18 protein-coding genes, 1 tRNA gene and 1 pseudogene are annotated in these 23,124 nt (G+C 51.7%); 11 read left to right on the top strand and 9 right to left on the bottom strand.

Translation table 11 applies throughout. The features are described from left to right. Window positions 1-16 precede the first annotated feature (16 nt). The 3 genes from MHM85_RS14215 to MHM85_RS14205 all read left to right on the top strand — a co-directional run bounded on the left by MHM85_RS14215 (window position 17) and on the right by MHM85_RS14205 (window position 4,121). Window positions 17-107 (top strand) — tRNA-Ser (locus MHM85_RS14215). A gap of 431 nt (window positions 108-538) precedes the next feature. Further along, entirely contained in the window at window positions 539-2,341 is a 1,803-nt protein-coding gene (locus MHM85_RS14210) for an AAA family ATPase (RefSeq protein ID WP_239286334.1), read from the top strand. Continuing rightward, a complete protein-coding gene (locus MHM85_RS14205; protein ID WP_239286333.1) occupies window positions 2,316-4,121 on the top strand; it encodes an ATP-dependent helicase in 1,806 nt (601 codons plus the stop codon). The genes MHM85_RS14210 and MHM85_RS14205 overlap by 26 nt, the downstream gene beginning before the upstream one ends. Before the next feature lie 146 nt (window positions 4,122-4,267). Here MHM85_RS14205 and MHM85_RS14200 read toward each other — a convergent pair whose 3' ends face one another. Further along, window positions 4,268-7,243: an SEC-C metal-binding domain-containing protein gene (locus MHM85_RS14200; protein WP_239286332.1), complete on the bottom strand. Its 2,976-nt coding sequence runs from the start codon at window positions 7,241-7,243 to the stop codon at window positions 4,268-4,270. Between the two features lie 221 nt (window positions 7,244-7,464). On the opposite strand from MHM85_RS14200, the gene MHM85_RS14195 reads away from it, so the two are divergent. Beyond that, window positions 7,465-7,632 carry a hypothetical protein gene (locus MHM85_RS14195; RefSeq protein ID WP_167520875.1) on the top strand — a complete coding sequence of 56 codons (168 nt, stop codon included), beginning with the start codon at window positions 7,465-7,467 and terminating at the stop codon, window positions 7,630-7,632. A 183-nt stretch (window positions 7,633-7,815) separates the two neighbouring features. Here MHM85_RS14195 and radC read toward each other — a convergent pair whose 3' ends face one another. The 6 genes from radC to MHM85_RS14165 all read right to left on the bottom strand — a co-directional run bounded on the left by radC (window position 7,816) and on the right by MHM85_RS14165 (window position 11,516). Continuing rightward, window positions 7,816-8,313 (bottom strand): DNA repair protein RadC, encoded by a 498-nt coding sequence (gene radC / locus MHM85_RS14190; RefSeq protein WP_239286331.1) that lies wholly within the window; start codon window positions 8,311-8,313, stop codon window positions 7,816-7,818. A gap of 89 nt (window positions 8,314-8,402) precedes the next feature. Beyond that, window positions 8,403-9,014, bottom strand: coding sequence for a lambda exonuclease family protein (locus MHM85_RS14185; protein ID WP_239286330.1), 612 nt, complete (start codon window positions 9,012-9,014; stop codon window positions 8,403-8,405). Between the two features lie 39 nt (window positions 9,015-9,053). Continuing rightward, window positions 9,054-9,803: an ERF family protein gene (locus MHM85_RS14180; protein ID WP_239286328.1), complete on the bottom strand. Its 750-nt coding sequence runs from the start codon at window positions 9,801-9,803 to the stop codon at window positions 9,054-9,056. Window positions 9,804-9,832: 29 nt separating this feature from the next. Beyond that, on the bottom strand, window positions 9,833-10,003 hold the full coding sequence (locus MHM85_RS14175) for a hypothetical protein (RefSeq protein ID WP_239286326.1): 171 nt from the start codon (window positions 10,001-10,003) through the stop codon (window positions 9,833-9,835). Window positions 10,004-10,110: 107 nt separating this feature from the next. Beyond that, window positions 10,111-11,079, bottom strand: a complete 969-nt coding sequence (locus MHM85_RS14170; protein ID WP_239286324.1) for a DUF932 domain-containing protein — start codon at window positions 11,077-11,079, stop codon at window positions 10,111-10,113. A gap of 98 nt (window positions 11,080-11,177) precedes the next feature. After that, window positions 11,178-11,516 (bottom strand): hypothetical protein, encoded by a 339-nt coding sequence (locus tag MHM85_RS14165; RefSeq protein ID WP_239286322.1) that lies wholly within the window; start codon window positions 11,514-11,516, stop codon window positions 11,178-11,180. A 154-nt stretch (window positions 11,517-11,670) separates the two neighbouring features. Here MHM85_RS14165 and umuD point away from each other — a divergent pair, with 154 nt between their 5' ends. The 3 genes and pseudogenes from umuD to MHM85_RS14150 all read left to right on the top strand — a co-directional run bounded on the left by umuD (window position 11,671) and on the right by MHM85_RS14150 (window position 14,817). Then, entirely contained in the window at window positions 11,671-12,120 is a 450-nt protein-coding gene (gene umuD, locus MHM85_RS14160; RefSeq protein ID WP_239286320.1) for a translesion error-prone DNA polymerase V autoproteolytic subunit, read from the top strand. Next, the gene (locus MHM85_RS14155) at window positions 12,117-13,394 is read left to right on the top strand and encodes a Y-family DNA polymerase (RefSeq protein ID WP_239286318.1); all 1,278 of its coding nucleotides are present in this window, start codon (window positions 12,117-12,119) and stop codon (window positions 13,392-13,394) included. The genes umuD and MHM85_RS14155 overlap by 4 nt, the downstream gene beginning before the upstream one ends. Before the next feature lie 479 nt (window positions 13,395-13,873). Further along, window positions 13,874-14,817: pseudogene (locus tag MHM85_RS14150) on the top strand (integrase core domain-containing protein). Between the two features lie 249 nt (window positions 14,818-15,066). Here the strand turns inward: MHM85_RS14150 and MHM85_RS14145 are convergent. After that, the gene (locus MHM85_RS14145) at window positions 15,067-16,695 is read right to left on the bottom strand and encodes a hypothetical protein (protein ID WP_239286316.1); all 1,629 of its coding nucleotides are present in this window, start codon (window positions 16,693-16,695) and stop codon (window positions 15,067-15,069) included. A 729-nt stretch (window positions 16,696-17,424) separates the two neighbouring features. Here MHM85_RS14145 and MHM85_RS14140 point away from each other — a divergent pair. After that, window positions 17,425-18,129 (top strand): inovirus-type Gp2 protein, encoded by a 705-nt coding sequence (locus MHM85_RS14140; protein WP_239286314.1) that lies wholly within the window; start codon window positions 17,425-17,427, stop codon window positions 18,127-18,129. A gap of 123 nt (window positions 18,130-18,252) precedes the next feature. On the opposite strand, the gene MHM85_RS14135 is transcribed toward MHM85_RS14140, so the two are convergent. Beyond that, window positions 18,253-19,191 carry a hypothetical protein gene (locus tag MHM85_RS14135; protein ID WP_239286312.1) on the bottom strand — a complete coding sequence of 313 codons (939 nt, stop codon included), beginning with the start codon at window positions 19,189-19,191 and terminating at the stop codon, window positions 18,253-18,255. An 89-nt stretch (window positions 19,192-19,280) separates the two neighbouring features. On the opposite strand from MHM85_RS14135, the gene MHM85_RS14130 reads away from it, so the two are divergent. From MHM85_RS14130 to MHM85_RS14120, 3 genes are all read left to right on the top strand, one after another. After that, a complete protein-coding gene (locus tag MHM85_RS14130) occupies window positions 19,281-19,562 on the top strand; it encodes an AlpA family transcriptional regulator (RefSeq protein ID WP_343218336.1) in 282 nt (93 codons plus the stop codon). Between the two features lie 177 nt (window positions 19,563-19,739). Beyond that, window positions 19,740-21,716, top strand: a complete 1,977-nt coding sequence (locus MHM85_RS14125) for a class I SAM-dependent DNA methyltransferase (protein ID WP_239286310.1) — start codon at window positions 19,740-19,742, stop codon at window positions 21,714-21,716. After that, the gene (locus MHM85_RS14120) at window positions 21,713-23,044 is read left to right on the top strand and encodes a hypothetical protein (RefSeq protein ID WP_239286308.1); all 1,332 of its coding nucleotides are present in this window, start codon (window positions 21,713-21,715) and stop codon (window positions 23,042-23,044) included. Before MHM85_RS14125 ends, MHM85_RS14120 begins: the two co-directional genes overlap by 4 nt. The last annotated feature ends 80 nt before the right edge of the window (window positions 23,045-23,124 follow it).

Genomic DNA, 23,124 nt, shown 5'->3' with positions numbered 1-23,124 from the left:
TACGCACCCATAAGCCGGAGGGATGGCAGAGCGGTTGAATGCACCGGTCTTGAAAACCGGCATAGGTTAATAGCCTATCCAGGGTTCGAATCCCTGTCCCTCCGCCAAGTATCACGAATAAGCCGCTGATTTCAGCGGCTTTTTTGTGTCTGTAATTTAACCAGCCCATACCCCAGCCCATACTTTGGTTTTGGCTCTCATTGGGCAAAACTGAACTGTTTTGGACGCTGACTCCCTTACTGCTGATTCTTTGTTACTTACCCTCGAACCATAATTCAGTAAAAGCTGCATGCGTGCACGCTCGTGAGAGGTGACACCCTCTTTTCATTAAGATACTGTCTTCTTAAGAATTATGAGAAAACTCGATTGTCCGATATCGACCCAAAGCGGACATGCCAGCAAAGACGGCAGGCACGTTCATCTGAGATTACGCAGTACGGGTCTAATACCTGCTGGTCGTCAAAGCTTCGAACTACGGCTATCGAACTGAAGCGATGGGTCATACCTATCTCGAACACTAGGAAAGATTGGGCGCGCAATGTATTTGTCACGAATAAAAATTGAAAACTTCAGGAATTTCTCGGATCTAGATGTCGCGCTTGACGGCAATATTGTTGTGGTCGGTGAAAACCGTGTCGGCAAAAGCAACCTTCTATATGCGATCCGCCTCATATTCGATCCCACACTCCCTGACAGCGCCCGCCAACTCGGACTAGAGGACTTCTGGGACGGGTTAGGAGAACCGGACGAAGATGACAAGATCGTTGTGGCCGTCGAAATCAAGGACTTCGACGACGACTTAGATATCCTGGCGGAAATGACGGATTTCCGCCTTGATGACGACCCGGAGACGGTACGCCTCACTTACGAGTTCCGGCCCAGAGGCGATCTGGAAGGCTCGCCGGCGTCAGAGGATGACTATGAGTTCGTCTGCTACGGGGGAGAGAGCGACACGAAGACGTTCGGGCACGCGCAGCGACGACGGATTACCATGGAGGTGCTTCCCGCGCTCAGAGACGCGGAGGGCGATCTTGCAACCTGGCGCCGGTCGCCGTTGCGGCCGCTAATCGAAAGCGCGTTCCGTGGCGTCGAGCGCAACGAGCTTGAGGAGATAAAGGACGCGGTTCAAGCAGCGACAGCCCGACTTGGCGATTTTGAGGCTGTGAAGGAGCTGGAGGAGAAGCTCGGCACGCGCTTCGCCGAGATGAGCGGCCCAAAACAGGACATCAAACCCCGGCTAGGGTTTGGCGCTACAGAGGCCACGCGGCTCTACCGCAACATAAGATTACTGATTGATGACGGTCAGAGAGCGATCAACGATGCCAGCCTTGGTTCTGCAAATATTGTTTTCCTCACCCTCAAGAGCCTCGAACTCCAACGCCAGATGAATGAGAACTTGCGGGATCACACACTCCTGGCGATCGAGGAGCCGGAAGCTCATTTGCACCCGCATTTGCAACGGTCTGTCTACCGGGATCTCTTCGAAGATATTGGTGGCGATGACGAGAGTGCCCCTCTCTCGATCCTGCTGACTACGCACTCGCCGCATATTGCCAGCGTTGCGCCGCTACGCTCTCTAGTGCTGCTTAAAGAGACAGCCAACGAAGGGGCTGTCGGGCATTCCACGGCAAGCATCTCCCTTTCTGAAACCGATGAAGAGGATCTTGCCCGCTACCTTGATGTCACAAGAGCGGAGATGATGTTCGCCCGCGGCATCATCCTGGTCGAAGGCGACGCCGAAAAATTCCTGCTGCCAGTGCTTGCTGAAACAATTGGTCATCCGCTTGATCACGCCGGCATTACGGTTTGCTCTGTCGCCGGCACGAACTTTAAGCCCTACGCGAAGTTTCTGTCCGCACTTGATATCCCCTTCTCGATTGTCACTGACTGGGATCCCGTTGAAGGTAAAAAGCCTCTTGCCATGAACCGTGCTTTGAAACTCATCGCGGCTATGGAGCATGAGAGGACCGGCGAGGTGCCCGTCGAGGTGGTGAATGAGCACAAAGAACTCGCTAAGAACGCGGATGATTTCAGCGACAGATGCGAGAACTTTGGCGTCTTCACAAACACGCATACCCTTGAAGTTGATCTTTTCATAGATGAGGACTTTACAGCCGAAATTATTGCGGTATTGAGGGAACAGAAATGGAGTCAGGAACGACGAAACTGGATCGACGGGTGGGAAGTTGATCGGGATACTCTGGATGTCGAGAACTATCTCAAGCTGATCGAATCCGTTGGCAAGGGTCGCTTTGCGCAGCGCCTTGCCTCCCGCATAGAGGGCATCGAACCGCCCGCCTATATAAAGCGCGCCATTGAGTTCGTTGCAGACCGTGTCTGAGCGAGCGCTTTATCTACAGGCAGCAGAATCACTGCGCCGTAATCCTGGCCAGTGGGCGGCCTACGATTCCCACGGCCATTGCGTTGTCCTTGCAGGACCGGGCAGCGGCAAGACAAAGACGCTGACGGTAAAGCTCGCGCGCCTCCTAGCTGAGGATGTCCAGGAACCGCGCGGCGTCGCGTGCATCACCTACAACAATGAGTGCGCGAGAGAACTTGAAAGCCGGTTGGCGGCCCTCGGTATCGAACCTGGAGGCCGTGTCTTCATCGGCACAGTCCATTCGTTCTCGCTGACTCAGATCGTATTGCCATACGCAAAGGTGGCGGGGCTCGGCCTTCCTGACGATTTCAGCGTCGCGACGCAAAGTGAGCGGGCCCGCGCGCTTGAACGCGCCTACAGAAGCGTCATCGACGGCCCTGATAACCCGCAGACGTGGGACTTCAGAATGGGTAATTACCGCCGAGCGATCCTGAACCGAAATAGTCCCCAGTGGCGTGAGCGCGACCCTGTATTGGCGGCCCTTGTTGAGGCCTTTGAGGACGAGTTGCGGGCCATGGGGCGCATCGATTTTGACGACATGCCCCTGCTGGCCTTGCGGGCGCTGCGCGCCAATGAGTGGCTTCAACGCGCGCTTCTTGCGAAGTATCCGGTTTTGGTCGTCGACGAGTATCAAGACTTGGGGCGTGCGTTGCACCGCATGGTTTTGGGGCTCTGCTTTAGTGCTGGGATGCGCCTGTTCGCCGTTGGTGACCCGGATCAGTCGATCTACGGGTTCAATGGGGCACGCCCGGACCTGCTTCAGCAACTTTCACGACGCGACGATGTTGAGACTGTCCACCTACGTTTGAACTATCGTTGCGGGTCCCGGATCGTGACCGGCTCGCGTTACGCTCTCGGCGAGGATCGCGACTATGAAGCTGCTGAAGGGGCGAATGAAGGAACGATACACTTCCATCCCCGAACAGGGAACCGCGACCAACAGGCAGACGACCTCTTTTCGTCGCTGCTTCCCGATATTAGGGAGCGCCTGCCCGATTTGCGGCTCGCGGATATCGCAATTCTTTACCCGTCGGCACCTATAGGCGATGCAGTGGCGAGCGCCGCGCAGAACTACGGTCTGCCGACGATAAGAACTGATAAGAATTCTCTTTACCCTCGCTCTAGTCGCCTGATGCGCTGGCTGGAACAATGTGCCGAGTGGTGTTGCGGAGGTTGGCGTACCGGCACGCCGCGGTTCAGGACCCTGATGAATGATGGGCAGCGCATTTTTTCAGAATCCTTGACTGCGGAAGGTGATGTCCTTTTATTTCAGCGGCGGCTGCTAAAGACGCTATGGGAACGACGGGACAGTACCGTTCTACTACATTGGTGGCTTAACGAAATACGACGGGAAGCGATCGCGGAACTGATCGAGGGGGGCTGCACGTTGCAGGACGAGGGTGAGACCCTCGGTGCTTTTATCGACCGTGCCGCTCCCGATGGCGATTGCGCAGAAATGACCTTGGGGCAGTTTGCAGGAAGGAGCGAGGGCAAGAACTGTATTAGCCTTTCAACTCTCCATAGTGCGAAGGGCCGTGAATTCGTGGTTGTTATCATGTTCGGTATGAACGATGGAACCATCCCATGGCATAACGAAAGTAACCAGCGTCTCGTCGAGTGGCGGCGACTATTCTATGTAGGTTTTACGCGCGCTAAACAGGAACTACATATGATGTACGCGGCGAATATGCCATCGCCATTTGTCAAGGAAGTCGAAGAGCGACTGAACGCTGATGGATAGTTTAGAGGCCAGGGTAGCTACGAGGGTCCGATCTAGTATCCGAGCATGGTACCTGAACGACCCATTGCAGACCTTCGCGTGGCAGCGGTTGGCCAGAGAGTGGCCGGTCAACTAAATTCAGTACCGTGCTCTGTCCCCAAATCCTGCTATGAAGACACGTCGCTATAGCTCGGACCAAACGCTCCGTGACACTTTTTAAATTTCAGCCCAGATCCACAAGGGCACCGTTCATTCCGAGCCACACCCCCCATCGTTTGCCTATCCATCACACGCCTGGCTTCGCTGATGATGCTGGCAATTAAAGCAGTTTGACCCTCGAACTCGAGCCTCTGGTCCTCCTCCAATCCCTCCAGATAAGGATCCAAGCGTCTAAGTTCGGTAATAGCCCCCCGGTGGTCACCGCACCAAGCCAAGATCACCGCATACTGACTCCTGACTTGAACCATTCGGGCCATAAGGCCTGCTTGGGCAACGACCGGCAGAATATGCTGCTCCATGACTTCTTTGGCACCCTCGAAATCCTTGATGTCCACAAACACATCCGCCAAATCTTGACCCACGCGGACAACTGACTCGTAGCCCTCAACCATTTGAAAGAATTTCATGGCGTGGATTCGTTGAAAGGGCGCAGGCAGCCCCTGATCCTCGCGGGCCTTGGCATACACCTCTAGAGCATCGGCAAGATGCTTGATGTGCTCATGGACGTCAGGTGGTCGCTTGACTACCTTCCAGAGGACATCTGGATTCTTGCCCATGACTTCCTGAGGTGTCAGCCCCAGAATTTCAAAGTATTCATCAGCTACTTTCTTGCACAGTGCTTCAGCTTGCTTGTGGCGCTTCAACTTCCACAGAGCGATCGCGTGGTTGTAATCAAATACACGTTGGTGATCAGCGTCAGGGATTTTGGGCGTGGCGTACGCTACTGCCTGCCGCACTTCGTCCTCACGGCCTTGGTCTGAGGCAAACAGTATTTTTCTCATCGCCCATGTGACCTGCTCACGAAACTCAAATCCGTGCTCATTGAGAAGCTGCTCCATTGCGAGCAAGGAATTAGCCACTTCAGCGAAGCGCCCTTCGCGCATGTAGGAAAACACAAGCCCATCAAGCGCCCAGAAAGCCTGGTGGGGATTCAGATCACCAGCCTCAAGCGCGCGCTTCAAGCTTGAGGTGATATCCACGGATATCCCCATCTCGTAGAACAGTTCCTCGCCTGCCAGCCCAATGAGGGTCATCACGTCGTTGAGCCTGATGAATACCCGGGTAAGAAGTGAAAATCGCGAGGTGTTACGGTTTTTCTCCAGGCTCTCGATCAGCAGCTCCTTCAACGTCACCAGTGCAGTACTGATCACGGGCTCACCCATGAGCTCCAAGTGACGTAGGCCTAGAGCACGGACGGCATCATGGACTTTGAGTGTTTTGGCACCAAAAACTTCAACTGTCCCTGTGGCTTGGATCTTCTTGATGGCTGCAGCTGCGCCGCCCTGTGACAGTTTGAGCGTGGCCGATAGCAGACGAACCACTTCTTCATGCGTGAGCCCTGTATCAGCAAGGCTGACGATAGCTAGGGCGTTTTGGGTAACTTGGTCATAACCATCGTAAACACGAGCCAGGATGACCTCTTGAGCCGTTTCCACTACGTTCGATTGCTGGCCGAGATCGGCGCAGAGCGCCTCGATGTCTCCGCCGTATTCCGACATGGCAACCGTAATGGCGCTGTCGACGTATAGGGGGAGCCCGCCTGAGTAAATCCGAAGCTGTTCGAATGTCTGAGCACTACCGAACGCGCCTGCACCACTAGCCACCCGAGCCACGGTATCGAGATCCCACCCGAGCAGTGTCTCGCGTCGCAACGTCATGACCGCCTCGAGCTCCCGGACATTCTCATGAGGCTGACATAGAAGAATGAAACAGATGTGGCGAGTCGCGTTCAGGAGATCTCGCAGATTCGCGACGGGAATGCGATGGGCATTGTCGACAACCACCACTAATGGAGCCTCAGCTTGCTCCATAAATCGATCGAACGCCCGAATTACCTCGTAGCCGCTAGCACCGGGCAAGAGAATTTTTCGGATACCTTCCGGGTCTCGCTTGGAATACTTCGAAGCAAGCTCCCGCACGATGGAGCTTGCAATAGCGGGCCCAGGTAGGTCACCCACATCGTAGTAGGCACATGGTTCAGGGCTATGCAGTGCAGCATGAGCAGCCCATGTAGTTTTCCCTGCGCCAGACAATCCACAAATGATGCGAACCCGCTCTTCCGAAGCGAGTTTAGGCTCGTTCTGTTGCGGCCTATATGAGGCTGGCGGTGTGGGAAAGTCTTGCAACTGCACAATCAATTGCTCAAAAAGGCCCGGCAACTCTGAAGTGCGGAACACGTGCCTAGAATTGCCATTACCGGCAGCGGACGCCAGCATCACCAATCCCGCCATTTTCCAGGTCAGAGCGGAAGGTGACAGGAGTGAAAAATTCAGCTTCTCAGCTTGTGCCACACACCACTGGGCCGCCTCTTCTACAGTCGCCCACGCAGGCGGAAGGCAACCTGGGCGCGAAGCTTTTGACTCAGGATGGAGGTAGATCAAGTCCGAAGCAGTCTTGTTCTCGTCTACCTCAGTCTGAAGCGTTTCCCCGAGCGGCTGATTAGCAACAATAATGAACTGAGGCTTTCCAGCACGCCGCCCTGGTCCATGCTCCTGCCGGATCAGCTCGAAGCGCCCCAATGCGCCTGCAGTGTCGCCCGGCATAAGGGGGCGGGAGCGGGTCTTAACCTGAACGTAGATCCGACCGGAATCAGTGCTGAGCTCTACGTCTTCATCCCGCTCGACCAGCACCTCGTTCACCCCAGAGGACTGAGCTAAGAACAGACAGCCCACAGCGTAAAGATGCTGATAGAGAAACCCCTTGTGTACAGATTCGATCCGTTTAAGTTGCGCGGGATCTAGCACAGCATCTGGATGTTTGTGGTCATTTGATTGCATGGGTGTCCATTCCAGGATTCGGCAGAAAATCTTAGTAGGCCTAGTATCGCTACAATAATAGCGCAGTGTCCCAGCCTTCTTAGCGACTTTGAACGTCTGCTCCTGGCCGATAGTGGCCAAGCCAACTTTGGTGATGCAGAGTTGCATATCCGAGAATCATGGCACTGAATGCATCTGGTGCCAGGGGGAGAATTGCTTAGCCTGTGCTGTTTAGGTGTGTTGTTATTATCTGTATCAACCTGATGGTCGAGAGGAAATTGAACTGACGCCTGATAGCGCCATCGAAGGAAATATCAGATAAAGGTCGGCTTTTGCTGACAAGCTATTACTACCCGTTCTTGCAGGATGGGGTCTTCGCGGAGAACTTTATGGATTATGAACATGCAATTGTGAAATTCGAAGACGGGATTGGCACCCTGTTCTGCAACGGCTGCGGCATTATCATCGCTGAGGGTACCCAGCATGAGGATAGAGAACACTACTGTACCATGTGCATGAGCGGCAATTGCAAAGCAAAATTCAAGGACGGAAACTGATATTCCCAGCCCGCCACGCTCCGCGTTTTAGGGAAGGGGGCATGGAATAGATGTTGTGAACATCATTAATCTGAAAACTCTTTAACATCCGCTCTTGGCTGTTTGCTGAAGTAACGAAAAAATAAAGTCAGTTTGACGGATGGAGCTGCCATGATGGCAGCTTCATTTTATATCAGCATCCACTTACAAACACCCCATCTCAGCAAACGACTTACACCCATCACTACCCACCACCACATGATCAATCACCCGAATATCCATCAGTCCAAGCGCTTCCTTCAGTCGCTCGGTAATACGTCGATCCGCATCACTAGGCTCAGGATCGCCACTAGGGTGGTTATGAACGAGGATCACAGCGGCAGCGTTGTAAGCGAGCGCTGCTTTCAGCACTTCCCGTGGATACACGCTGGCTGAATCAATAGTGCCGCGAAACAGCTCTTCAAAGCGGATGACGCGGTGCTGGCTGTCGAGGAACAGCACGCTGAACACCTCATACTCATAGTCCTGAAGCAACAGCTGCAGATGCTCAAACGCTTGCGAAGGCTGAGTAATCTTGCGGCCTTTGGCGAGCTTGCGGCGTGCGAAGCGCTTGGCCATGGTGATGATGTCAGTTTCCGTGACCGGTGACGTGACTAAGTAGGTGCCTGCCACTTCACCGGCTTTGAGTTTGCTATGGGGCATGATGACCTCCAAAAAATAAAGATGCCGGGGTGGTGGCCCCGGCATCTATGTCGTTAATAGTGGATGTGTATTGTGGTTCAGCGGGCAAGTCACGCCGCCATCACTTGGCTGATGCGTCGCTCCATTTCCTCATGAAAGGCATCAACCCGCTCGGCAATCGTGCGGATCAGAGCCTCGTCTCGGTAAGCGCGTTTCACAAACAGCGGCATTCCGGGCCAGTAGCTCACAAAGTCGATCCATTCTCGTTCGCTGACCCAGAGCCCTCCTTGGCATTGGGGCATGTGCTCGTCGGGAATTTCCCCGCTGAGCAGCACCTCAATTTGGAACTTGGGCAGCTTGGTCTTAATCTCCAGCAATCCGTTTTTGCCAATCAGACTATCCGGTGAGTAGCCCACGTTGTGATTGAGGATCAGGCCCACTTCTCTAGGCTTCGGTGCGCCGGTCATATCGCGATACAGCGAGCGGGCGACGCTCTCTAGTTCCTGCCCCCGCTTGGTGTGGGCATTGCCTTGAAACGGCTCGGCTAACTCGCCGGTCATACGCTCGCCGATCAACTGGTGCATGTAGGTAATGGCTCCGGTACCCAACCCACCAGGCCCTTTACCATTCACCAGCAATGCCTTGAGTTCTGACATGGTGACGCGCCCAAGACGCGCCGCCAGCCACTCGGGCGAGCCTTGTGGCATGGTGAGTATCTGCATACACGCCTCCTGTAGGCGATGAGTGGTCGGTCTGAGCCGCTATTTCACGACTCGCTTGGTGAGGGATGCGCGGAGCTTGTCGAAGTCCGCCTGAGGCACCTGAACCGCAGCACCGTATTTGCCGCTGAACCACTCTTGGGTAGTAGCTGGGCATTGGCTGATCAAACGCTGAATCTGCCCCGCCTGGAAGGCCGTGACCCTCTTCACGGCTGCACGTGTGCTGGTCTGACCGTTATCGTCTTGCCCGCGTGTGGTGATGTTAAGCAATGCGCACAGTACGTAGCGCTTGCCGTAGCTGGTGGACGAACCAAATGCCTGAACGGCATTCTTGTTACCGCTCATATCCGCAGGCAATAGCATGCTGGTCTCTTCCCGATGGCCGTCCTTGTGCATCAGCACGCCCGTTACTTGGATACCGCGTTCCTGGGTCTGAATACGAAAGCTCACTGCGAAGCCGTGTTTTTGCAGGATGGGCCGCACGGTATCGACAATGTCTTCCAGCGTGGCATAGCAACCGTTGTTGGTTTGGCCACGCTCTTCAATGCTGGGCAACTCGGTCTGCATCGCTGCCATGGCCGCGCTGTAGGCCATCATGGCCTGACGGTCCATCACCCGTTCCTGCATTTGCAACAGGCGCTCCATCTTGTCGATATCGACGTCAGGGTTAAGCGCCGCGCGCTCGATCACCTGGATAATGGCGGTACTTTCAGTGGTTGATGAAGAAGAAGTAGGCGGCACCGCCTGGAGAGACGATGCCTCTTGAGTGACCATCTGTGTCTTGTTCGCCATGACGGCTCTCCTTAAAAACGGTATGGGAGTTAAATATCGGTGGGCAGATCATCGGGAGATACCGGCACAAGCCGAAGCTCCGCGCGGTAAAACTGGCCTTTCGCCATGACATAGGTAGTTGCCTGGGTTTGGTCTTGGGTCAGAAGGCGTTCTGTGAGCTGGGTAAGAGCTAAGTCGAGGTCGTGGTGTAGCAGTGCCATATAGGCCTCCAAACAAAAAAACGCCCAGCCGGTTAAGAGCTGGGCGTCTATGGGGTGACGTTAGTGAGGTAGATCAGCAAGTAACGTGGTGGCGACGCCGTTAAGAGTTAGCTGACCAAGGCCAGCGCCGCGTTGAGCGCTTCCTGCTTCAGCTGTGCGCCTTGTCCGAACCAGGCAGAGTCCATGCGGGTATCGTTACTGCGTGCGCGTTTTTCATGATCGACGTATTCGGTCACGGCATTGAGCAAGCCCCAGGCCGTGTTCTTTGCGGTCACCAAGTGAGCGCCACGCCCTTCGCCTTGGTAGAGCTTCTGTACCTTGTTGAGCGCTCGGTAGTTGGGCAGTTTGGAAGGATCGTCTAACGGCGTCTCCACGCCGCACATCACCGCTTGGAAGTAGTGTTGCGCTTCACGGTGATCAATTTTCCGCTCGGCTAAGGCTTTCATGCGGTACATGAAGTCATTCCATTGCGACACCGAGATACCCAGCTGGCGTTTGACAGCGCGGGGATCAAACTCTGAACGGTGGGGCACCTTCACCGCTTGCGACGTGCCATCGACGGCAATTTGCAGCGTGTTGTTGCACACCACCCGCACCGTGGTGGGCGTGGCCATGGTGGCGAGAGAGCCATCGCAGGAAGTGGCCAACAGCAGGTAGTCATTGACCTCATCCTGACCTTTTAGCGACGTGCTTAAGCCGCTGCGGGCCAACGCCCAGAACTTACGTCCGCCTTTGAGCACGCCAGCGGTTTCTAGCTCATACCCGGCGTACTCGGTCAGGTCACGGTAAAACTCCAAAATCTCTTCGGGCTGCACCACCTTATAGCGCTGTGACACCACCGACAGCGGTGCTTTGGTATCTGAGCGGTAGAGCACTTTTTGCTCAGGGAAGGAGTGAATGCTGCCCAGGTGGCTAGCCCCTTCGGCAATAAAGCGTACCGGTGCTTCTTCAATATGCCAGTTCATACCGGCCTGTTGCTGCCAAACTTCCAGCGGTTGATGACGAGACAGCTGTTGCCCCAAACCATGCCAAGGGGTATCGCCAACGTAGGCCATGTGTTCAACGAGATGTGCCATGAGTCATTCTCCAGACATAAAAAAAGCGCCGATCAGATGCCAGCGCGAGAAAGTGAATAAGCGGATCATTCGCCCCACACAGGGCGAATAACGATGGATTAAGCGTTAGGTGCTAAAGGCGGGTAGGCGTCGCGGTAGGTGCAGCCGCACGAAAAGCATAACCACGGTGTCCCGCTGCCAACTGGCAGCCACTGCTCAAACAGCGAGGTGGCCATGCGTGAGCCGGTTTGACCTCCGGCCACGGCACCCATCATGGCGGCAGGCAGTTTTGCTAATGGAAAGCGAGTCACAGTTAGCGGCAGTGGGCCGGGGATGGCTGTCGCTCGCCATGCGCCAATAGCACCGCCGATCAATGTGCTGCCTACCACGCTCACGCGTTGGGCAGTCTCCAGGTTCAGCGTGCGTGTTGATGCACAGTGTTTACAGGGTGGGGGCATATTGAAGCTCCTATGCAGCGGAAAAGGTTCCAGTGGGGTGGATGCATAGGAGTGATATAGGTCTGAAATTGGTTGGGATACGCCGATGAGGTATTGCGTTAATTGAGCACTTTACAGATACTGTTTTTATATACAGCTATCAATGGAGGTGCCCATGACGTTATCAGTGACATTACTGGGACAAGCAGACGCTTTGACGACGTCGCAGTCCTTACCGCTCTATACCTGTGCCGTTCGCGCAGGCTTTCCTTCGCCCGCAGATGACCACTTGGATACCGATCTTGATCTACACCGTTATGTGGTGAAACGGCCTGCAGCAACGTATTTCGTACGTTCTGAAGGAGACTCCATGATTGGTGACGGGATTCACCATGGGGATTTGCTGGTGGTGGATCGCAGCCTCGAAGCCTTACCAGGGCGCATTATCGTCATTTGTGTTGATGGTGAGCTCACAGTAAAGCGCCTTGAGCGAGTAGGGCAGCGGACTTATCTCCGGGCAAGTAATCCTGCTTACCCTCCCATTCCCCTAGATGCTCGTGAGTCGCATGTCTGGGGCGTAGTGACTCATGTGCTTCACAGCTTTCCAGGGGCAACGCTGCAATGATGGCCCTGATCGACTGCAACAATTTCTATGTCTCTTGCGAACGGGTCTTCAACCCATCACTGGAAGGTCGTCCTGTAGGGGTACTATCTAATAATGATGGTTGCGTCGTCGCGCGCTCTAACGAATTAAAAGCGCTGGGTGTTGAAATGGGGGCTGCCATGCATCTGTTAACACCCGAAGTGCGCCGCCAAACTGTCCTGCTATCCAGCAACTATGCGTTGTATGGTGATATGTCCCAACGAGTAACCGAGGTGCTGGGCGAGTTTTCACCCCATGTAGAGGTGTACTCCATCGACGAAAGCTTTGTTGGGTTTCAGGGGTTTGAGGTAGATACCTTGGAACATCGAGGCCAAGCGTTGCGGGATACCGTGAAGCAGTGGACAGGTATTCCCGTCTCAGTGGGGTTTGCACCGACACGGGTGTTAGCCAAGGTCGCCAATCATGCCGCTAAAAAACACCCTGCATATAGAGACCAAGGCGTATGCACGTTGCTTACAGAAAGTGCGTCTACTAAAGCGTTGTTGAATCAGTTGCCAGTCACCGACCTATGGGGCGTTGCACGCCGCACCGGTGAGCGATTACGCGTCATGGGCATTGAAACTGCCTGGGATCTGCGAGAGGCAGATCCGAAACATATCCGTCGGCACTTTAGTGTGGTGCAGGAGCGCATTGTCTGGGAGTTGCGGGGGCAGCCCTCCATTCAGCTAGATGACATGAGCCAGCCTAAACAACAGATCATGGTGTCTCGTTCGTTTGGGCGGCTTACCGACGATCCCCATCAGTTAAGGGAGGCGCTACGGCATCATGCTGCCAGGGCGGGCGAAAAGCTTCGCAAGCAGCAAAGCGTTACCAGCGCCGTCATGGTGTTTATCCGCACCAACTCGTTTCGCACGGATTTACCTCAATATCGTCAACGTGTGGTCATTTCTCTGGAACGGCCGACTGATGATAGTCGTGAGATCATCGCCGCTGCGGTGCAGGGTTTGCGTCGTCTCTGGCGAAAAGGATACGCCTACCACAAAGTGGGTCTCATGCTGCTTGATCTATCGCCTAAAGCTAATCGACAGCTCACCCTCACTGACACCCCTCAGACCGACGAAGAAACCAAACGTAGCGAACGATTGATGGCGACGATGGACAAGCTCAACCGTGAGCTGGGCAAGGGGACGGTACAGCTGGGCCTGCCCCGAAAAGGAAACGCCTGGTCGTTGCGTAGTGAGCGTCGTACACCAAGGTATACGACGCAGTGGAATGAATTACTGCAGGTCAGATAAGTTAATCAAGCCAATGAAGCTAGGGCTCACTGGCCACGACGTCACGACGTTGAAAACTTAAATCTATACAAAAGTGACGGTTACGCATGAAATAAACGGGTATGTCGACTGCGGACGTCGTCACATCATTCAAACCGGAGCGAAGTAGCGTCATATCGTTGAGTGCGTGAGTGGCTTTACTTTTTGCCTCTTCGTCGATACTTGTGTGTGATCTTGCTGCCCCAGCGTTCTAATAGGCTACGAATCTGGTCATTGATGGTGATAAAACTGTTCCCGTTCCGAACACCACATGCGCTTGCAGGAGCTACATAAAATCGTCATTCCGTTCGTTCTCTCCTTGCGTCGTTGGGCTAGAAAGCTGGGAGCTACGAACCTAGTTGTAGGATCCCGGATGATCAAATCGCCTATAGAAGTTATCCTCTGCTAGCCGCCAGGGAGCTTCTTCAGCAATTCATCCGGGAACATCCGGGAAGAGGTTCATGAACATCAAGCTGCATAAACAAGCGACGACGACACCGAAGATCCGTGCCGAAATCCAAGCAACGCCTTCCAGTATCACGGATAGCGAACTGGCCGACAGTATGGTGTCGCTACTGCGACCATCCGGCGATGGCGTTACCGAGACGATGTCTATGACCGACCGCATACCCGTCACAACCTCCTGGCCACGCCCACAGCTGAGCAGGAGGAGGTGCTGATCACGGCTCGTGAGTTCCTGAGCCCAGGCTTGTCGCGCTCTGCCTTGCATCGCATGCTCAAGCGGCGTGAGGTGCCGACGTTGGCAGAACTGGCGCGGCAGGATGCCGGTGGCGACGAGAAGCCACGGCACAAGCCCTTCAAGGACTATGAGCCGGGCCTACGTGCATATCGACATTAAGCACCTGACTCAGATGCCCGGCGAGGAGCAGAAGCGCTACTTGTACGTTGCTATCGACCGTGCGACACGCTGGGTCTACCTGGAGGTTCGAGGCAGCCAGTCCGCGAAGGATGCTCGGGCGTTTATGAATCAGGTGGAGACAAAGGCGCTCTTCAAGATTCAGATGGTGCTGACCTACAACCGCAAGTCGTTCACGGATCGCTTCACGCGGGCAGGTGAGCGCAAGCCCGGCGGGCGCCATTCCTTCGATCAGGAGTGCCTGGCCCATGGCATCGATCACCGGCTGATCAAGCCAGGAAGGCCGCAGACGAATGGCATGGTGGAGCGCTTCAACGGCCGTATCAGCGACGTGCTGGCGACCCGGCGTATACTTCAGGCGAAGATCTGGAGCAGACGCTCAAGCGATACTGCTGGCTGTACAATCATCATATCCCGCAGAAAGCGCTGCACCACCAATCGCCGATCACGGTGATGAAGGAGTGGCAGCTCAAGCGACCTGAATTATTTACCAAACGAGTGGTTAATCATCGGGGACCCAACAGTTAGTAGCTATCTGATAAGTTACTACAACCAGATGCGCCCTCACTCGTTTAACGATGGCCTGCCTCTCGTGGTGGCTGAGGAAAACCTTAAATTACTGTCCGGTATTAGTTGACCACTACAGGGGTCTTATCGCCTTAACTAGGGGTATCCCCGCTTGCTCAAGCATCAGGGTAAAGTCTATGCCTCAACCCGCAAAGAGTAAGCCCCAGCGCTTGGCGAAGTTTATCCATTTGCCTATAGGGCAGGCGAGTATTATAACAAATCTTGAATAGCATCCAGGTTGTCTAGGATGCTTGTAGGTTTAGGGCCGATTACCCAATGCCTATAAGAGCCACGTTTTCCGTTACTGTAACAAGTAATTCTCTGCGCTTCTAACAGGGGAGCAATGCGCTTCAATGTAGAACCTAGGCCACGTGGCTCACGAGGCCATTTGCTCTCATTGGCCCATATAGGCTGATGTTCTGCCAAAGTGGCAAACCAAGCTTTTACAGGTTTTTCGGTAGGTTCCTTAATGTCATTTTTGCTAATGTAATCAATGATTGCTTGGGCAACCGGCTCTTCCTCTGTAATTTCACAAAGCCTTTCTTTCCGATACGCATCGTACTGAAACCAAAAAAGAGTATCGCTTTTGGTCAGTGCTATAGAAACAATAACGCCAATTTGACAGAAATCCCGCCATTTAGCAGGTATTTCACGTTCAATTCTTATCTTTCCTGCCTGTGCATGCGCCTTGCCAAGTAGTGTAAGCAATGCATTGAATATGGGGGTTTGGAGCCTTTCTGTCATTATTTGCTGCTTAGGTATTGAAAAAGATGGACTAACTTGTTGAGTATGAGAATTAGGTGGCATTTCCAAACTCAATGTCACGTCAGACAAAGCATCATATGTGATGAGGGGGTCAGAACTGCTTAAAATGCAGGTGCGTGAAACCATTAGGGTGGAAGTGCTCTCATGGCAGCCTACTGGTTTCCAATTAAGAGGTGTTTTACGTAGGTATTCAAATAACCGGCGCTGTACCACACGGCTAAGGCGGTCTTCGATGTCCTCTAAACTGATAACATGGTGTCGCCAAGCATATTCATCAACTTCCTTGATGGTTTTAGGGATGTCACGAATGGCTGTTTCTTTATGAACTGGATCGACTAAGTTTTTAATGAGTTGCTGTAATTTTGATACGTCGCTGTTGCGTTCTCCGGTTATCTCTAATGCTAGCTGTTGTTTATCGGGCATTAGGCACAGTGTTAGATAGGTATAGATCAAAAGTTCTCTATCCTTTGGCAAAGTCATATAGGACTTGATTTTTTTCAAGTCATTGATGTTTCCCTGCATGCATGGTGCATGGAAAGACCGGCTATTGCTTGGGTGCCAATATGGACAGAGGTTCTGTGGCTGAGTCATGATTTCCTGTCCAGTAGGAAACATCATTACCGTGCCATTTAGTTCAATATAGCGCTCAAGGTTTTGACCTAACCAGGTGCGTCCGTGACCGATAAGCTGCGGACTGGCTGGTTCATTGAGAATTACATCCAATGCATCCAGTATGCTTCGTTCAGTGACATCACGCTGACTGTAATCTGCCACGATTTTCTTGATGAGTGGTGCAACTATCTCTGTTTCTGGTATCAAAACAGGCCCACCATCAATGGGCATCAGGAAATGAGCTCCATCAGGAGTCACTACATGCCGATAGTGTGCACTAATAATCCACCTGACTAGGTTTACCTTAGATACTCTGGCTGTTCTACCACTGCTGGATTGAAGTTGTGGAGACACATTTGAAGGGATATTGGAGCCAGTAATGGTAGGGTTTTGGTAGCCGTTTGATAGCTCTTGTCTAGTGCCGTAGACGAAGGGGGATGGATAGGTAATTTGATTACTCATGCGTTACTCCCAAAACTCGATTTAATGAATGCCAAAATATCAATCGGTGTGTTGCTGTTTTTCTATGCCTAAGCTTAACAGTCGTTTGAGGAGTTTGGTTTGATGTTTTTTCATGAAAATTTAAAAGGGTGTTGGACTGTATAAGACATTAATGAACCTTTTTATTTATTAATGTACGTTCAATGAGCATTAAAATTATTCATGTTGAAATTTTGTGAAGAAATTTAGTTGATTGAATTGACGTGGTGTATTAGCTTAAGGGGCTGAGTGAGAGTGGATAGATAATACTGATTGCCTTGATTATTTGAGTTAAATAATAATTAGCAATCTTTGTAAAATTATCAGTATTAAATGGATTTATTTTATATTTTAAAATGGATTTTTATGCTTAGTAAATCCATCGAAAAGCCTGGTAGTGGTCGGGTTTATGGGGTAAGTGATGAGTAGGTTAAGGGCTGGTTTAATGACGGTAATATTATTATACCTTTGTAAAGAGTGGTTATATTGACTATGGAAGGAGGTATTAAAGCCGACGACCTTATGCCTGATCGATAGAGGTATATCCAAGCTATTAGCTTATTTAATATTTATGCCTTAAAGAAATTATTGTTATCAGAGGGGCGATTAGTGACGGGCTCAGACTAAATATTTAATCATCACACCCCTCTGCAAACATAAATATGTCTATCTAGACATACATAATCCTGTGGATAAGGAAGGGAATTCATTATGAATACCGTTATATACAACGTTGGTCAAAAGTTGCGTAAACGTCATCCCGAGAATCCCGCTCTGAAGCTATGGTGGGAAAACTATTACCATGGCATGTGGGTGCAAACACAGAAAGGGCCGCTGATAGAAAATTACCTAGCGAAATTATTGGATGTGATGAGAAATGCCCGCCAGGACTGCAATCGTATTTTGGCAATTCGTATTGATCTTCGTTTTCCAATTAGTATGAATTCTAGCGCAGTAGGGCAGAATAACTCTACTTTGAGCGAATTTCAGATTTTTTTAAGGCGTGAGCTAGACAGAGCCAACACAAAGTATCCGCATAAATTGCGGGTTGTGTGGTGTTGTGAACAAAATACAAGTATCAATCCACATTACCACCTCTTACTATTGTTAAATGGTGATGCATACAACAGTATCGGTTTTGTTGGTAAGTCTCTATGTGGTCGGTATGTATATAATAATATTTTTCATCGCATCGTCAGGTCATGGGCGCTGGCGATCAATCAGCCTCATGAATGTATGGAAGGGCTTGTGCAATTACCACGAAAACCTATAACCAACGAGATGGCTGTATGGTTTTTTCAACGGGAAGATCAAATGACTTTTGGACAGGTGTTTGGAGCGGCTAGTTATTTATGTAAGGCATATTCTAAAAACTTAGGAAATGGTGTGCATTGCTTTGACGGGTCCAGAGGTTGATTATTCTAAGCCCATTGTAAGTTTTTTATACTTTATAAGACTGCCTGTTTTTCAAGGCTTGGGTATTTAAATTTTAATATCTGTCATAGAGCTCTCTTAATTTAAGAGAGCTTGTCAAAGTGCTTAAATATCTTTATGTATCTCAATTTTTGCTGAAAAGGGTATCTGCCTGATTTTGTATGGTTTTTTTAGTTCTTCTTTAGCATTTTTATTGTAGAGGCTTCTTAAGCTGTCTTCTTTGAAGATAGTTTTTTCTAAATTTTCAGCTAATTTTAATTCATCTTTAGTGGTTTTAATGCCATATTCAATCATCAGCGGATGTATCGAGATGGCAATATCCAAAGCAGCAGACTGTAAATCTTTCCAACCTCCAATAGGACGTTTTTTTACCAAAGCCCACTTTGTTAGCGCTCTTAGTAATGCGTCTTTTTCTTCTTTTATTTCTGTGTTGGCTTTTGCAGCTTTTTTAGAGCGAGTCTCAACTGAATTATCACGATAGTCTTTTAGCATCCTCCAGGCAGTGGCATGTTGATGCGCATAGGTAGCAGCTTTTCCTATAGTAGAGTGCGCGTTTAACAGCATACGGTGTCGCCGAACACCCTCATGAATATTTTTCCGTACTTGAGGAATTATGTGTTGGTTGAAGTGTGATACTAATGCTATTTGTCGAAGTGCTATTTTTAAGTGGTTGTCAATGTTTTCTTGAAGCTTTTTTTTGTCTGTAGTCTGTACAAGCCTTATTGATACTTTCCAGTCGTCAAATGGGTCTGGTTTTCCTGCCACCACCTGAGTTAGAGCTTCATGCCATTGCTTTTCATGATCAATAGCATCCATTTCATCTACAGGTTGCTCATGAAGAAGCTCTGTACCTAATTCAGTGCAAATGATATCTAGCTCTGACAAAAGCTCATTCAAGGCTTTAGAATCATTAACTATTTGAAGATACTGCTGTTCTTCAATTTCAATCATACTCATCTCACATCCTTCCTTGATCGCTAGTTTTTTTAAAAAGTCAATACCGCAACCTAAATTCGTTCTGAGTTTAGGTCTTACTGTATCCACATAATGCTCCCAGCGCGAACATAGCAGCGGTCAACGTCTGGTGAAGTCATCAGATGATACCCGTTCATTTGTTGTGATGAGGATGCGCAATGTATAACCAAATCAATGGCTTGAAAAGCTTTAACACTGACTCGCAACTTTCCGCATGTGGCGAGGTAAGGTACCAGCACAAGTCTATGCTCAGGCTGCCAGAGGTCATTAGGCGCACTGGGCTATCCAGATCAACCATTTACAATAAATTAGATAAGAACTCTCCCAATTACGACCCTTCATTCCCCAGGCAGGCCAAACTTGGGGGGAGGGCAGTAGCATGGGACGAAGAGGAGCTTGACTGCTGGATTCGAACCCAGCTGAGTGCGCGGCATCATTAAGTTGTGTCGGATCGTACTGGCGCGGCTAGGCAAATTATACGGTGATGTGTAGCCGCACCGTCGAACGCTCGATAAATACACTCTTTGTCTAAGCGACGATGCCATAAGATACTCAGCTGCGAACCTAGGTGTGTATGATAGTGCCCATCAATTTTTACTGAACATGGGGAAGCATCCGTGAACACGGAAAGTCACTCACAGCTTGCTGCTTTTATCTGGTCGGTCGCTGACCTTCTGCGCGGCGATTTCAAGCAGTCCCAGTATGGCCGCATCATTCTGCCGTTTACCCTGCTGCGCCGCCTAGAATGCGTATTAGAGCCTACCAAGGCCGAGGTGCTGAAAGCCGCTAAGGATCACCAGAATATGCCCGAGGCGGTGCGTGAGAAGCTGTTGCTACGCGCAGCCAACCAGCCGTTTTTCAATGCGTCACCCTTTAGCCTGATTAGCCTGTCTGACACCCAGACCAGCGATGACCTGATGAGCTATGTGCAGTCGTTCAGCCAGAGCGCCCGGGAGATTTTCGAGCACTTTGAGTTTGAAAGTTTTGTACAGCAGCTCAATGCCAACAACCTGCTCTATAAGGTCGTGCAGCAGTTCGCGGCCATTGACCTAAGCCCAGCGCGGGTAAGCAACCACGGCATGGGCGGCATCTTTGAAGAACTGATTCGCAAGTTTGCCGAAAGCTCCAATGAAACCGCCGGTGAGCACTTCACGCCACGCGATATCGTTTACCTCACTACCTCACTAGTGTTGACCGGCCAGGAAGAAAAGCTCAAGCCTAATAGCATCGTCACTGTGTATGACCCAACGGCGGGCACTGGCGGGTTTCTTTCTGAAAGCGACGAGTACATTCAGCAGGTCAGCGAGGGAGTGACGGTCTCGCTGCACGGGCAGGAGCTGAACCCCGAGTCCTACGCCATTTGTAAGGGCGACATGCTGGTCAAGGGTCAGGAGGTCGAACAGATCAAACTGGGCAACACGCTTTCGGATGACCAGCTGGCGGGCGAGCGCTTTGATTACATGCTCTCCAATCCGCCGTTTGGCGTCGAATGGAAGAAGGTACAGAAGCAAGTCACCGACGAGCACAAGCACCGTGGCTATGATGGCCGCTTTGGCCCTGGCTTACCGCGTGTCTCTGATGGCTCGCTGCTTTTTCTGATGCATCTGGTGGCCAAAATGCGCTCCCGCCAAGACGGTGGATCGCGCATAGGGATCATCCTCAACGGCTCGCCGCTGTTTACCGGTGGGGCGGGCGGTGGGGAATCCGAAATACGCCGTTACCTGCTACAACATGACATAGTGGAAGCCATCGTTGGCCTGCCCACGGATATGTTCTACAACACCGGCATTGCTACCTATATATGGGTGCTTTCCAACAACAAGCCCGCCGAGCGTAAAGGCAAAGTACAGCTAATTAACGCCACCGGCCGGGCCAGCAAGATGCGCAAGTCGCTAGGCAGCAAACGCCAATATATTACCGACCGCGATATTGACGATATCGTCCGCTTGTATGGCGCTTATGAGGAAAACGACGAAAGCAAGCTCTTCCCAGTAGAAGCCTTTGGCTATCGGCGGATTACCGTCGAGCGGCCACTGCGCCTGAACTTCGAGGCCAGCGACGAACGCCTTGCCAAGCTGGATAACGAAAAAGCCATTCAGAAGCTGGATGATGACGAACAAACTGCCCTTAAAGCTGCCTGCAAGCAATTAGGTGAGCATCGCTACACCAATCGCAAAGCGTTTACCAAGGCCTTGAATGCAGCGCTCAAGGCTGAAGGCTTAAAAGTGGGCGCGCCAGTGCAAAAGGCCATTCTCAATGCGCTATCCAAGCGTGACCCGGACGCCGATATCTGCCTGGACAAGCAAGGCAACCCCGAGCCAGACAGCAGCCTGCGCGATAACGAAAACGTGCCCTATGGTGAATCGGTATATGACTACTTTGATCGGGAAGTAAAACCCCACGTACCGGATGCCTGGATCGACGACAACAAGCGTGATGAGCTGGATGGCCGCATCGGCATTGTCGGCTTCGAGATACCCTTTAACCGCCACTTCTACCAGTTTACGCCCCCGCGCCCACTGGAAGAGATCGACGCCGACCTGAAGGCCTGCACCGACAAGATCAAGCAGATGATCGAGGAGCTATCGGCATGACAAATTTGTCTGGAGCAAATTTGAACAGGCGCGAAGCGACTGGCCCGAAGGGCGAGGGCAGGGATAGCCCGAGTAATTTTCCGCGGTATCCCGAATACAAGGACTCCGGCATTGAATGGCTGGGGGAGCTGCCGGCGCATTGGCACCTATGTCGTTTTAAGCAAGTGTTCCAAGAACGTATTGGGCGCTCTGAGGATGGCAGCGGCGAATTGTTATCTGTTTCAGCTTATTGGGGAGTTAGGCCTCGCTCAGAGCGGCGAGAGGAAGGTGAGCACTTATCGAGGGCTGACTCGCTAGAAGGCTACAAGTTATGCCAGTCTGGAGACCTTGTGATGAATATTATGCTGGCTTGGAACCGTGGTCTTGGTTTTGCTTGGCAAAGCGGGATAGTAAGCCCTGCTTACAGTGTTTTTTACGTGGTAGATGATTCAGAGCCACGTTTCCTCGATTATCTGGTTCGCTCAGATGAGTATATCCGTTATTACAAAGCCTTTTCTGCAGGTGTGATTGACTCCCGCCTCCGGCTTTATCCGGAAGTATTTGGACGCCTGACATGTGCTCTTCCTACCTACGGAGAGCAGATGCATATAGCCACCTTCCTCGACCACGAAACCGCCCGCATCGACGCCTTGGTGGTAGAGCAGCAGCGCCTGATCGAGCTGCTCAAGGAAAAGCGCCAGGCGGTGATTTCCCATTCCGTCACCAAAGGGCTCGACCCCGCTGTGCCGATGAAAGACTCCGGGGTGGAGTGGCTCGGGGAAGTGCCTGCGCATTGGGTAAGGAAGCGGCTTAAAAATGTGTCGCCATTTATTACTGTTGGTATTGTCGTTAACCCTAGTAGCTACCTGGCTGAAGAAGGGCTTCCTTTCATTTACGGCGGAGAGGTCAGAGAGGGGTATATTGAAGTTGATAAGGCCAGAAAGATCTCGTTAGAAAATAGCCGCCGCAACAGAAAAACTATGCTGGAAACCGGTGATGTTGTGACGATGCGCGTGGGGTATCCAGGCGTAACAGCTGTGGTCCCACCAGAGTGTGAAGGTGGAAATTGCGCCTCCGTTATGCTTACCAAGAAAGGTAGCTATGACTCTAGGTGGCTTTGTGCTGCAATGAACAGTCGTCTCATTCGTCATCAAGTAGAAATAGTTCAGTACGGGGCAGCGCAGAAGCAGTTTAACATTGCCGATGCGGTAGAGTTCTGGCTATTTGAACCGCCGATTGATGAGCAGGCCAAAATTGCAGACTACATAGATCGAGAGTCGTCTCGTTTTGATCAACTGGTTGGCGATGCCTGTCAAGCTTGTTGGAACCTGGAATCAGGCGGCTTCTAATCGCTGATCGCGTTGAACCAGCGGGTCTTCCCGGTCCGGGTTCAGCCAGACCGTCCGGCGCGGTGTCCAGTTCCGAGTGG

Origin of the sequence: Halomonas sp. McD50-4, assembly GCF_022348135.1 — a bacterium.
Lineage (GTDB): Bacteria > Pseudomonadota > Gammaproteobacteria > Pseudomonadales > Halomonadaceae > Vreelandella > Vreelandella piezotolerans.
Note: the sequence above shows the minus strand (reverse complement) of the source record. Positions and strands in the feature narration are given on the sequence as shown.